The sequence below is a fragment of the Cupriavidus sp. MPR-AND1C genome (genome assembly GCF_058809705.1).
Genome location: NZ_JBXASU010000001.1, coordinates 108,542 through 121,177, shown reverse-complemented (window position 1 = coordinate 121,177; position 12,636 = coordinate 108,542). Strand labels below are relative to the sequence as shown.

At 67.6% G+C, this 12,636-nt stretch carries 11 protein-coding genes; 8 read left to right on the top strand and 3 right to left on the bottom strand.

What is annotated here, in order from left to right; translation table 11 throughout:
- Window positions 1-230 precede the first annotated feature (230 nt).
- Window positions 231-1,244: a UTP--glucose-1-phosphate uridylyltransferase GalU gene (galU, locus tag AC1RWI_RS00605; RefSeq protein ID WP_236702118.1), complete on the top strand. Its 1,014-nt coding sequence runs from the start codon at window positions 231-233 to the stop codon at window positions 1,242-1,244.
- 57 nt (window positions 1,245-1,301) lie between these two features.
- On the opposite strand, the gene AC1RWI_RS00600 is transcribed toward galU, so the two are convergent.
- A complete protein-coding gene (locus AC1RWI_RS00600; protein ID WP_492863826.1) occupies window positions 1,302-1,754 on the bottom strand; it encodes a GDP-mannose mannosyl hydrolase in 453 nt (150 codons plus the stop codon).
- A gap of 505 nt (window positions 1,755-2,259) precedes the next feature.
- Between AC1RWI_RS00600 and AC1RWI_RS00595 the strand changes: the two genes are divergently transcribed.
- From AC1RWI_RS00595 to AC1RWI_RS00575, 5 genes are all read left to right on the top strand, one after another.
- The gene (locus AC1RWI_RS00595) at window positions 2,260-2,451 is read left to right on the top strand and encodes a hypothetical protein (RefSeq protein ID WP_043356632.1); all 192 of its coding nucleotides are present in this window, start codon (window positions 2,260-2,262) and stop codon (window positions 2,449-2,451) included.
- 440 nt (window positions 2,452-2,891) lie between these two features.
- Complete coding sequence (locus AC1RWI_RS00590; RefSeq protein WP_492863824.1) at window positions 2,892-3,803, top strand: LysR family transcriptional regulator; 912 nt, start codon at window positions 2,892-2,894, stop codon at window positions 3,801-3,803.
- Window positions 3,804-4,045: 242 nt separating this feature from the next.
- Complete coding sequence (locus AC1RWI_RS00585) at window positions 4,046-4,660, top strand: glutathione S-transferase family protein (protein ID WP_492863822.1); 615 nt, start codon at window positions 4,046-4,048, stop codon at window positions 4,658-4,660.
- 58 nt (window positions 4,661-4,718) lie between these two features.
- Window positions 4,719-6,833, top strand: a complete 2,115-nt coding sequence (locus AC1RWI_RS00580) for a 2Fe-2S iron-sulfur cluster-binding protein (RefSeq protein WP_492863820.1) — start codon at window positions 4,719-4,721, stop codon at window positions 6,831-6,833.
- Between the two features lie 275 nt (window positions 6,834-7,108).
- Window positions 7,109-8,047, top strand: coding sequence for a VOC family protein (locus AC1RWI_RS00575; protein ID WP_492863818.1), 939 nt, complete (start codon window positions 7,109-7,111; stop codon window positions 8,045-8,047).
- Between the two features lie 174 nt (window positions 8,048-8,221).
- Here the strand turns inward: AC1RWI_RS00575 and AC1RWI_RS00570 are convergent, their stop codons facing one another.
- Window positions 8,222-9,124 carry a LysR family transcriptional regulator gene (locus AC1RWI_RS00570; protein ID WP_492863816.1) on the bottom strand — a complete coding sequence of 301 codons (903 nt, stop codon included), beginning with the start codon at window positions 9,122-9,124 and terminating at the stop codon, window positions 8,222-8,224.
- A gap of 144 nt (window positions 9,125-9,268) precedes the next feature.
- On the opposite strand from AC1RWI_RS00570, the gene AC1RWI_RS00565 reads away from it, so the two are divergent.
- On the top strand, window positions 9,269-10,264 hold the full coding sequence (locus tag AC1RWI_RS00565; protein ID WP_492863814.1) for a hydroxyacid dehydrogenase: 996 nt from the start codon (window positions 9,269-9,271) through the stop codon (window positions 10,262-10,264).
- Window positions 10,265-10,305: 41 nt separating this feature from the next.
- Entirely contained in the window at window positions 10,306-11,004 is a 699-nt protein-coding gene (locus tag AC1RWI_RS00560; protein ID WP_492863812.1) for an RraA family protein, read from the top strand.
- Between the two features lie 392 nt (window positions 11,005-11,396).
- Here AC1RWI_RS00560 and AC1RWI_RS00555 read toward each other — a convergent pair whose 3' ends face one another.
- Window positions 11,397-12,632, bottom strand: coding sequence for a multifunctional CCA addition/repair protein (locus AC1RWI_RS00555; RefSeq protein WP_492863810.1), 1,236 nt, complete (start codon window positions 12,630-12,632; stop codon window positions 11,397-11,399).
- Window positions 12,633-12,636: the final 4 nt, after the last annotated feature.

Genomic DNA, 12,636 nt, shown 5'->3' with positions numbered 1-12,636 from the left:
GCGCCGTCCTGTTGGCCACAATGTATGCCCCCCGCGCGAGGCCAGGGCGGCGCGATGCATGCGCTGTCGGAATACAGCGAACTGTTGGCAGATGGCGCGCTCCGCGCAGCGATACGCTGGCTTGGCCACGGCTGGCTCCGGGACCATGCCATGCGGCAGCCGCCGCGCGCGTCAAGGCAACCGACCGGCAAGAGGCCAAGCCTATCAAACCAGACGACGGGGGTAGTTTCATGCTCAAGATCAGGAAAGCCGTATTCCCGGTGGCCGGCCTCGGCACGCGATTTCTGCCGGCGACCAAGGCCAGCCCGAAAGAGATGTTGCCGGTGGTCGACAAGCCGTTGATCCAGTACGCCGTGGAAGAAGCGATGGCGGCGGGCATTACCGAGCTGATCTTTGTGACGGGGCGCAGCAAGCGCGCTATCGAGGATCATTTCGACAAGTCCTACGAGGTCGAGGCCGAACTGCTGGCGCGCGGCAAGCAGCAATTGCTGGACCTGGTGCGCAGCATCAAGCCCGCCCACGTGGATTGCTTCTATGTACGGCAGGCAGAGCCCCTGGGGCTGGGCCACGCGGTGCGCTGCGCCAGCAAGCTGATCGGGGACGAGCCCTTCGCCGTGATACTGGCCGACGACCTGCTGGACGCGCGCACGCCCGTGCTCAAGCAGATGATCGAGGTCTTCGACCACTATCACAGCTGCGTCATTGGCGTGGAGGAGATCCAGCCGCAGGATTCACGCGCCTATGGCGTGATCGACGGCAAGCCTTGGGACGACCGGATCTTCAAGATGTCCGGCATCGTGGAGAAGCCCGCGCCGGAAGTGGCACCGTCCAACCTTGGGGTGGTGGGGCGTTACGTGCTGATGCCCAGCATCTTCGAATTGCTCAACGCGCTCAAGCCGGGCGCCGGCGGCGAGTTGCAGCTCACGGACGCCATCCAGGCGCTGCTGGCGCGCGAACAGGCACTGGCCTACCGCTATGAGGGACGCCGCTTCGATTGCGGCAGCAAGCTGGGCTACCTGAAGGCCACCGTGGAGTTCGCGCTGCGCCATGCTGAAGTCAGCGCGCCGTTCGCGCAGTACCTGCGCACCGAATGCGCCATCGTCGCGCAAGCCCTGGCCCACGGCAGCGACCGGCCAACGCAAGCGGCGACGGTGACGCCCGGGCTGCAAACCGACGTGCAAACCGAAGCACAAGCCAAAGCGGAAACCGAGAGCGATGCGCGCTTGATTCCGCTGGCAGCCTGACCCTGACCGACGCATTCCCGGCGCCAAGCACCGGGGCCGTCTCGCAGCCGGCCCCGGTCAGCGGAAATACGCCCTTGTGTTCTCGTGCACCTCGGCATGCGCCAGCAGCTCGGCCGGCGTCATCCAGCAATACTCGCTGTGCTGGTCGGGTTGCCCGAGCGGCGCGGCGCCGGGCATGGTCCACGCATAGGCAAGCACCACGTAGTGCGTGGAGATGCCGGGCGCTGCGGCGAAATTGTCCGGATAGTGATGTTCGAACACGCCGCGCGGCGCGGCATCGCCGCGCTCGACCCCGCTAAGGCCAAGCTCGTCCGCCACGATGCGCCGGAACGCGGCATCCAGGCCCTCGTCCTTGCGGATGCGCCCGCCCGGCACGAACCACGATCCTTGCGCCGGCCGGTTACGGCGGCGGCCAAGCAACACCCGGCCCTGCGCATCGGTGACAAGCAGGTCGATCGAGACCAGCGGGGTACTGGCAACCACGCGGAGGAAATCCGATTTGGTAAGCATTGCGTGCGAGACTCCGAAATCGAAAGACTACCATCTGCCTGGGCCTGCCTGGGCCTGCTTGAGCTTGCTACGATCCGCCTCCTCCCGCAGCAAGCGTGCCGCCCCGAAAAAAGAACAGCGCCGGCATGCATGTCGCGCGGGGGGTCCGGGAGCGCATCGTTGCGCCCTGGAGCTGAACCGAAACCCGTCAACACGACCCTGCCGGCGCAGAAAGACGCCTCGCCCACCGGGGGATAGGCGAGGCGCAAAGCGCGGGCAAGTGGGTCAGACCTGTCCGCGACGTATGGAGCCTACCCGCGGCGAGGTGATTCGAAGGTGGGCTAGCGCACCAGGCGTTGCGCCCGGCGAACAAATGGCGGATGGCGACTGCCTGGCCCACCAGATGCACCAGGTGCGGGCAATGCCTTAAAATTCTCCCGCCGCTGCCGTTATTTCACTGGCGGCCAACTGTCACTGGCCGCGCGCCAGACTGCGCCAACGCGCGCGACGATGCCCAGGAATTCCTATGCAATACGACCCGACACAGCTCGCCCAGCTCGGCTGCATCCTTATGGTAGTGCTGTGTGCAGCACTTACAATCCGGCACAACCGCAAGCGGACCCGTGTCGACCATCGCATCTCCGAACTGGAGCGCCAACTCCGCGAGCGCGCACCAGCGCGCCACGACGCCGCGGGCGAAGCACGCATCTTCGGGTAACGCGGTGTGCATCGTGGTGCACGCCCGGCGGGATGCGTACCCCACGATGCACACCGCGCTGCAAATGAACGCGAGAACAGCGAGGGAAAATAGGGGCTTTTCCCCATACGATGCCCCGACGCTAGTACGTATCATCCGTCGCGTGACAAGTTGCAGCGCATAAGTTAGTAAATCCGAAAGCTGGGCCACAAGCGGCATTGCCGCCTGGAACGACTTGCTTGCCGGTCTTCGCAGCGTGACTCCAGCATTGCCTACGCCGGCCATAGAGCCAACGGGGCAGGAGCAACGTGGTGTGGATGTCGCGGGGTGTAAAAAGCCATTCTTCGGAATGGCTTTTTTTATGGGCCAGCGCGTCCATGCGCCGCCCCGGCACGGCGCCGTACCAGTCCTTATATACTCCGCCACATCATCAAGCGCCCGCACGGGCCGGGAGAGCTGGCGTGGATCGACTGCAGGCCATGAAGACCTTCGTCACCGTGGTGGAGACAGGCGGCTTCACCGCCGCCGCGCGCAAGCTGGATATCTCGCTATCGGTGGTCAGCCGCGTCGTCAACGAGCTGGAGACGCACCTGGGCGTGCGCCTGCTGACCCGCACCACGCGGCTGGTCCGCATGACCGACACCGGCGCGGCTTACTTCGAGAGCTGCCGCCGCCTGCTGGGCGAGATCGACGAAGCCGAGCTGGCTGCCACGGGCGCGCATGCCGCGCCGCGCGGCCAGCTTGCCGTCACGGCTTCCGTGCTGTTTGGCGCCGCCTACGTGATGCCGATCGTCACCGAATACCTGAACCGCTACCCGGGGGTCGACGCGACCTGCCTGTTCCTGGACCGGATCGTGAACCTGGTCGATGAAGGCATCGACGTGGGCATCCGCATCGGGACGCTGCCGGATTCGTCACTGCAAGCCGTGCGCGTGGGCCAGGTGCGGCGCGTGGTGTGCGCGGCGCCGTCCTACCTGGCCAGGCACGGCGCGCCGCAAACCCCGCACGACCTCGCCGGCCATGCGACCATCCTGCCCAATGGCGCCAACAACACGGCGGAGTGGCGCTTCAACCGCGACGGCACGCCCGTCGTCACGCGGCTGCAACCGCGCCTGACCACCACCACCAATGACTCCGCGATTGCCGCCGCCGTGTCCGGCTTTGGCGTCGTGCGGTTGCTGTCGTACCAGGTGGCCAGGCAACTGCGCGACGGCTCGCTGCGTGTCGTGCTGGCCGACATGGAGCCGCCGCCCCTGCCCATCAACGTGATCCACCGGGAAGGCCGCCATGCCACGCGCAAGGTCCGCGCCTTCCTGGACCTCGCCATCGAAACGCTGCGCGCGGACACGACGCTAAACGCACCGGCAGGCTGACGGGGGGCGCCAGGCGCCCGGATTCTTCTCGCAACGAGAATAGTGCCTTCTCGCCGGGGCCGTTTTTCGTGCTTCGGGACGCACCTATGATCCATCCAAGCACACGGACCGGACACGGCGCAGGCGGGCCTTCTCCCAAGAACCCGCCAAAAACTCGCCAAGAACCCGTCAAGAACCCTCCGGACCCTGTGCTCGCCGCCACCGGGCGGCGCCATTCACCCAACACGCCGAGGATCGCCGCCATGCAAGTCTACTTCCACCCCCTCTCCGGACATTCGCACCGCGTCCGCCTGTTCCTGTCGCTGATCGGCGCCAATGCCGAAGCGATCGAGGTCGATCTGGCCAACGGCGCGCACAAGGCCCCCGAGTTCCTCAAGCTCAATCCGTTCGGCCAGGTGCCCGTGCTGGTGGACAACGACACCGTGATCACCGACTCCAACGCCATCCTGGTGTACCTCGCCAAGACGTTCGGCAAGACGGACTGGCTACCCGAATCGCCCGCCGGTGCCGCCGCGGTACAGAAATGGCTGTCGGTCGCAGCGGGCGAGATCGCCTACGGCCCGGCCGCCGCGCGCCTCATCACCGTGTTCGGCGCCCCCTACAACGCCAAGGAAGTGATTGCCCGCGCGCACGTCATCCTCAAGCGCGTTGACGACGTGCTGGCCAAGGGCAAGTGGCTGGCCGCGAGCCACCCCACGCTGGCCGATGTTGCGCTGTACAGCTACATCGCCCGGGCGCCCGAGGGCTTTGTCGACCTGTCGGGCTACACCAACGTCAAGGCCTGGCTGCAACGCATCGAAGCCCTGCCGGGCTTTGTGGAGTTCAAGCACACGCCGGCCGGCCTCGCCGCCGCCTGATCAGCACGCCGGCCCATTGGCCTGGCCACCGATTGCCGCACAGCAAGGAGCACCCGCCATGCCCACCCAAGCCCAGCCATCCACGCAAGCCACCCATGCTCCCGCACAACCCTGGCACGCCGGCGAGCGTAGCCTGCAGGCACGCGCAGGCGTTGCCGGGCGCATGGAGGACGTCGGCCGGCGCGTGGTGCGCGACTACATGCCCGACCAGCACCGCGAGTTCTTTGCACAGTTGCCAATGGTGGTGCTGGGCGCGGTCGCGCCGGATGGCCGGGTGTGGGCGACGCTGCGCGCCGGGCAGCCGGGCTTCCTGCACTCGCCGGACGCCACCACGCTGAACATCGCCATGGCCAGCGAGCCCGCCGACCCGGCGGACGCCGGCATGGAAGACGGCAGCGCCATCGGCCTGCTGGGCATCGACCTGCTGACCCGCCGGCGCAACCGCATGAACGGCACCGCACGGCGCGGCGACGGCGATGGCGTGCTGCGGATCGACGTGGAGCAGAGCTTCGGCAACTGCCCGCAGTACATCCAGAAGCGCGTGTTTGAATTCGCGCGCACGCCGGGCACGCCGGGCGCGCGCTCACCGGCGGCGGCGCACCTCACCGCACTGGATGCGCGCGCGCGCGCGCTGATTGGCTCCTCTGACACGTTCTTCGTCGCGTCCTACGTGGACCTTGAAGAGGGCGGGCGCCAGGTGGATGTGTCGCATCGCGGCGGCAAGCCCGGCTTTGTCCGGATCGATGCGCACGGCGGCCTGACCATTCCGGACTTTGCCGGCAACCTGTTTTTCAACACGCTTGGCAACTTCGTGGTCAACCCCATCGCCGGCCTCGTCTTTGCCGACTTCAGCACCGGCGAACTGCTCCAGCTTTCCGGGAAGGCCGAGGTCATCCTGGACTCGCCCGAGATCGCCGCCTTCCAGGGCGCGGAACGCCTGTGGCGCTTCCAGCCTGAACAGATCGTGCGCCGCGACGAAGCACTGCCGCTGCGCTGGCAGCCGCAAGCCGATGGCGCATCGCCGAACTCGCTGATGACCGGCAGCTGGGACGAAGCGGGCAGCCGCCAGCGCGCCGCGGCGCTGGCCAACGCGTGGCGGCCCTTGCGCGTTGCGCGCATCGTCGATGAAAGCAGCGTGATCCGTTCCTTCCACCTGGAGCCCGCTGACGGCGCCGGCCGCGTGGCGCATCTGGCAGGCCAGTTCCTGCCGATTCGCGTCACGCTGGCGGGCCAAGCGCAGCCGGTGATGCGCACCTACACGCTGTCGGTGTCGCCGGCGGACGATGTGTACCGCATCAGCGTGAAGCGCGAAGGCACTGTGTCGCGCCACCTGCACGACAACGTCAAGGTCGGCGATATGATCGAAGCCCGCGCGCCGGCCGGCGCCTTCACCATCGATGCTGCCGAGCGCAGGCCGGCCGTGCTGCTGGCCGCTGGCATCGGTGTCACGCCGATGCTGGCCATGCTCCGCCATATCGTCTACGAGGGCCTGCGCAAGCGCCGGGTCCGCCCGACGTGGTTCTTCCACTCGGCGCGCACGGTGGCCGAGCGCGCCTTCAGCAAGGAGCTTGCGGCGCTCACCGAGAGCGCCGGCGGCGCGGTGGAACTGGTGCGCCTGCTGAGCGACCCGAAGGACGCCACCCGGGTCAAGGACTACGACGTGTCCGGGCGCATTGACATCGACCTGCTGCGCGCGCGCCTGCCCCTCGACGACTACGACTTCTACCTGTGCGGGCCAACCGCGTTCATGCAATCGCTCTACGATGGCCTGCGCGCGCTCAACATCGCCGATTCACGCATCCATGCGGAAGCCTTTGGCGCATCGTCGCTGGCGCGCAAGCGCGATGCCGGCCGCCCGGCAGTGCTTACAGCCAGGCCCGCGCTGCAGCCCGTGCCGGTCACTTTCGTGCAATCGGCCAAGGAAGCCCGCTGGACGCCCGGCGGCGGCTCGCTGCTGGCGCTGGCCGAACAGCGCGGCCTGGCGCCGGCCTTCGGTTGCCGAGGCGGCAGCTGCGGCTCGTGCAGCACGCGTGTGCTGCAGGGCTCGGTGGCCTACGCCGAAGCGCCGGAGTTCGACGTGGCGCAGGGCGAGGCGCTGATCTGCTGCGCGGTGCCAGCGGCGGTGGATGCCAACGGCAACGACGCCGTCGTGCCGCTGCAGCTGGATCTTTGAGCCGGTTTGCCAGAAGAACGCGAACGCCCGCGCTAGCACCTTCCCGCAACCCTTGCCAGCACCGGCAACGGGCCATGTGCCCAACAGCCGACAAAGTGGGGCGCCCTGCCCAAACATTCTATAAAAATAGTTCTTGTACATATCTTCGCCTAGCATAGACCAACGAAAGCGACGTGATCGTGACTGGCACGCCCAGCGGCATCGGCTGGGCGTGCGAGCCCAAGCTGCTGATGCGCCCGGGCCGCCTGACGCCACGCGACCAGCGGAGGAGACGAATGGAAGACAACAATGAGGCCCGCGAGCGCGAACCCGCCGTGCATTCGCTCGACCACTACGCACTGACAGTGCCGGACCTGAGCGCCGCGGAGCACTTCCTTGGCGCATTCGGGCTGACGGTTGTCAGGCAGGACGACACGCTGGAAGTGCTCGCTCAGGATGGATGGGTCTGGGCCCGGTACTTCCCGGGCGAGCGCAAGGCCCTGGCCTACCTGAGCTTCAACTGTTTCGCGGGGGATTTCGAAGGCATCCGCCGGAAGCTGCTCGCCGCCAACGTTACGTTTGCCAGCGGCGCCGCCCATGCGACGACCGAAGGGCTGTGGTTCCTTGATGCCGACGGCAACCTGATCCAGGTCAAGATCGGGCCCAAGACCTCGCCCAGCGCGAAAAACCCGCTGAAGGACATCCACGGCCCGGCGGACATGCGCGGCGCGGCCTTCCGCGACCAGGTCGGCAAGGTCCGCCCGCGGCGCCTGTCGCACGTGCTGCTGTTCACGCCGGACGTATCCCGCGCCGTGTCGTTCTACAACGACACGCTAGGCCTGCGCCTGTCCGACCGCTCGGGCGACGGCATCGCCTTCCTCCACGCGCCGCACGGCTGCGACCATCACCTGCTGGCCTTCGCCAAGAGCTCGGCGCGCGGCTGGCACCATGCCGCATGGGATGTGGCCAGCGTCGACGAAGTCGGCCAGGGCGCGGGACAGATGGCGGTCGCTGGCTACAAGGAAGGCTGGGGCACCGGGCGCCATGTACTGGGCTCGAACTTCTTCCACTACGTGCGCGATCCCTGGGGCTCGTTCTGCGAGTACTCGGCTGACATCGACTACATCTCCGCCGGCCACGCATGGCCGGCCGGCGACTACCCGCCGGAAGACTCGCTGTACCAGTGGGGGCCGGATGTGCCGCCGTACTTTATCCATAACACCGAGGCTGAGTAGAAGCAGCACTAGCCGTACCGCAGCCGGCTTCTTCACCCTCGCCTTCCCCGTCCCCGCCGCCTTGCGTGCGGCCAGATGCGCCATGACGAAATCCGTCGTCACCTGGAAGTGTTCATGGCGCAGCCGGGGCGACTCGCATCTCGCTACCAGGCGTTCGTCGCGGGGCAAGCCAGACTAATCCACTTGGTTGAACAAACTGCTCCCATGGTCATGCAGCAGGGCAATCAGCCGTCCGGCCGCCGGCGATAGCCCCATATCCTTGCGATAGGTCACACCGAAATTGCGCACCAGCGTGGTCGCCGCCAGCGGCACCTCCTCCAGTTGTCCGCCGCTAGCGCGCAAGGTGCGCCGCGAGACAAAGGTCAGCAATTCGGTGTCAGCGACCACGCGCGGGATCAGCGGGATGGAGTTGGTCTCGATCTGCGCCACGGGCCGGGGCAGGTCGTGCGATTCGAAGGCATGGTCCAGCCAGGTCCGGCTGGCCACCGCGCGGTTGGGCAGCGCCCACTGATAGCCGGCGAGCTTGTCCAGCGTGACGCGCCGGGTCTTGAGGATCGGATGGCCCGTCACCGCGGCCACCACCACGGTGTCCTTGAGCAGCGTCTCGCAGCGAAACTCCTCCTCCTCGTCGGGCACGAAGCCCAGCACCAGGTCCAGCCGCCCCTCGCGCAGCTCGTCGCGCAACTCGTAGTTGTTGCGGATGGTGAGCTGCAGCATCACGTTGGCGGCTTGCCCGAGCAGCATGCTGCAAATCCGCGGCAGCAGGTATTCCGCACCGAGCGGCCCGCTGCCCAGGCGCACTGTGCCAGCCACGCCGCGCGCGATGGCGCCTACCTCGTCGCGCAGCAAGTCGGCCTCCTGCAGCAGCGACGTGGCGCGCGCACGCAGGGCGATGCCGGCCGTGCTGAGCTTTTGCCCTCTGCCCTCGCGCTCGAACAACTCGGCGCCGAGCGACGCCTCCAGCCTGTCGATGGCCTTGGTGAGCGTGGGCTGGCTGCGGTGCACCAGCTCGGCCGCGCGGCGGAAGTTGCCCGCGCCGGCCACGGCAAGGAAATACTTGAGATCGCGAAGGTCCATGGGAGCGTGCTGCCAGGGCAGCCCTGACTGATTACTTTTTTTGAATAAATTTGAAAAATTATAAGCTGGACGGAAACTATTGATCGAGCAAGAATTCGGCATCGCACCGGGCCTTTGCCCAATGCCATGACCAGCCTGAGCGCCATGCCAACTACCGTACTCGTCACCGCCCCTCGCCTGGCTCCGGCCGGCGTCCGCCTCCTGGAAGCAGCGGGCGCGCGGATTCTCTACCTTGCCGATGCGAACGGCGTCAGCGATGCTGGCGAGTTGGCACGCACCCTCGCCGCCGAGCCCGTCGACGCAGTCATCTCGCGCACGGTCGCACTGAGCGGCGCCGCCATCGCGGCATGCCCCACGCTGAAGGTCATCTCCAAGCACGGCGTGGGCGTCAGCAATATCGATGTGCAAGCCGCCACCGCGCGCGGCATTCCCGTCTATGTCACGCCAGGCGCCAACGCCCGGTCGGTCGCCGAGCTCACGCTTGGCCTGATGTTCGCGGCGGCGCGGCGCGTCGCGTGGATGGACCGGGAGCTCCATGCCGGCCGGTGGTCGCGCGCGCAGGATGGCATCGAACTGCATGGCCGCACGCTGGGGCTGGTTGGTTTCGGGCAGGTCGCCCGGCGCGTGGCCACCGTCTGCCTGGCGCTCGGCATGCCGGTGGTGGCGTTCGATCCGGCGCTGGCCGGGCGCGCCAGCCCTGTCGCAGGCGTTGCGCTCGCCGATTCCCTCGACGCGCTGCTTGCGGCCAGCGATGTGCTGAGCCTGCATGTGCCCCTGAACCAGCACACCCGCAACATGCTGGCAGCGCCGCAGTTCGCGCGGATGCGGCGCGGCGCCATCCTGATCAACACCGCGCGCGGCGAGGTGGTGGACGAGGCCGCGCTGGTAGCCGCGCTGCAAAGCGGGCAGCTCTACGCGGCCGGGTTGGACACCATGGCCGTCGAGCCGCTGCCCGCGCACAGCCCGCTGTCCGCGCTGGACAACGTGGTGCTCACGCCCCATGTGGGTGGCTCCACGCCTGCGGCGCTGGCGGCAATGGCAAGCGATGCCGCGCGCAATGTGCTCGGCTTCCTGCAAGGCAAGCCGCCCGCCGCCACCGCCTGCGTCAATCCGCAGGTCCTCGCCGCGCTCGGCGCGTAACACCGCGCTCCACACAACAGCACGACACCAGGAACACTGACATGAGCAACGAAGCCACCCAGGCATGGCCCGCGGGCTACCGGATCAACCCTTGCGCCGCCGGCCCCGCGCCAGACATCGTCGCGGCCTTCCGGGAGATGCCGGTGGCCGCCATTGGGGATGCCATGAGCCGCAACATCGGCACCATCGGCCTGCGCCCGTATCACCGCCGCCCCGACACCGTGCTGTGCGGGCCGGCCGTGACCGTGCGCGTGCGCCCGGGCGACAACCTGATGATTCACAAGGCGCTGATGATGGTCCGCCCCGGCGATGTGCTGGTGATCGACGGCGGCGGCGACATCACGCAGGCACTGGTTGGCGGCCTGATGCGCACCACGTGCGTGGCCAGGCAGCTCGGCGGGCTGGTGATCGATGGCGCCGTGCGCGACGTGCTGGAGTGGGCCGAAGACGGCATGCCCATCTTCGCGCGCGGCCACACCCACCGCGGCCCGAGCAAGGACGGCCCCGGCGAGGTCAACGTGCCGGTGTCATGCGCCGGCATGGCCGTGATGCCAGGCGACCTGATCGTGGGCGACGCGGACGGCGTGATCGCGGTGCCGGCAGCCGAAGCCGCCGACCTCCTGCAGCGCACCCGTGCCCACCTGCGCAAGGAAGCAAAGATCCGCGCCGACAACGCCGCCGGCACCTCGGACCCCGAGCGCTTCGATGCCGCGCTGCGTGCCAAGGGACTGCCGGTCTGAATCCGGCAGGGCAAGCCCGCATGGGCACCTGGAACCAGCGGGAGAATCAGAGCATCGATTCAGTGTAGCCGTGTGACCCGCCCCAGGCGGGGAACACCCAAGCGCGATGCGAAGCGAGCCGTGAAGGTTCACCCAGGCCGTATGGGGCGCCTCGGGATTTCACGAAAAGAGCGGAAAAGAGGGACCCATGTCTGAGTATCGCCTTAAGGCGATGCGAGTTTGGGTCCCGGCCGCTCTTTTCGTGAAATCCCGAGGGGGTGTCGCCCCATCCGGCGCGCCTTTTTTGCCTACTTTTTTGGCAAGACAAAAAAGTAGGTCGCCGCCCCGCAGGGGTGGTGAAACTGCAGTTGAAGTTGACGTTAAGCCGTTGCAGTTGCAGTTGCCAGAGCCCCCTACCCCCCAACCTTAACCGCCACTGCCGCCACCCTCGCCACATGCACCCGATCCTTGATCAACCCAGGATCCCCAGCACACTCCCGCGCCACGGCCCCGGCGTCCACCGAAGCCGCTGCCTCCAGCGCCATCATCAACCGCGCCGTCTGCGGATACTCCCGGTCCTCAAACCCAAGCCGTCCCCGCGCATCCGCCTCGCATGCCTGCAGCGCTTGCGCAAACCGCGCCGGCTTGCGCAATGCATCGCACCGCTCCAGCAAACGCGTCAGCGCGGCGGCGCCAAACGCCTCGGAGCGATGGATATTGCCATGCTCGCGCGCCACCACCACAGCCAGGTCACGGCAGTCAGTCGGCACGCGCAACCGCTTGCAAACCGCCTCAAGCAATGCCACGCTGCGCTGCTCGTGCCCGATATGACGCGGCAGCACATCCTCGGGCGTGGTGCCCTTGCCCAGGTCGTGCATCAGCGCGGCAAAGCGCACCGGCAGCGAGGCGCCCATCGCGGCGGCGGTATCCACGACCATCATCACGTGCACGCCGGTATCCACCTCCGGGTGGTAGTCGGCCCGCTGCGGCACGCCCCATAGCCGGTCCAGCTCGGGCAGCAGCCGCGCCAGCGCCCCGCATTCGCGCAGCACCTCGAACATGCGCGAAGGCCGTGCCTCCATCAGGCCGCGCGCGAGTTCCTGCCAGACGCGTTCGGCCACCAGCGCGTCGACCTCGCCGGCTTCAACCATGCGGCGCATCAGCACCCGCGTCTCGGGGGCTACCGCGAAATCATGGAAACGCGCGGCGAAGCGCGCCACGCGCAGGATCCGCACCGGGTCTTCGGCGAAGGCGTCCGACACATGGCGAAACAGCCGTGCACAAAGGTCGCGCTGCCCGCCGTAGGGATCGATCACAGGGCCCGCGAGCGCGCCGTCATCGTCCACCGCCCGCGCCATGGCGTTGATGGTGAGGTCGCGCCGCACCAGGTCGTCTTCCAGCGTCACGTCCGGCGCGCAATAGAACGAAAAGCCCTTGTATCCTGCCGCGGTCTTGCGCTCGGTGCGGGCCAGCGCGTATTCCTCCCGGGTCCGGGGATGGAGGAAAACGGGGAAATCCTTGCCTACCGGCTTATAGCCCTGGGCTTCCATCTCGGCCGGGGTTGCGCCCACCACCACGTAGTCGCGGTCCTGGCTCGACAAGCCGAGCAGGGCGTCGCGAATGGCGCCGCCTACGGCATACACCTGCATGGAC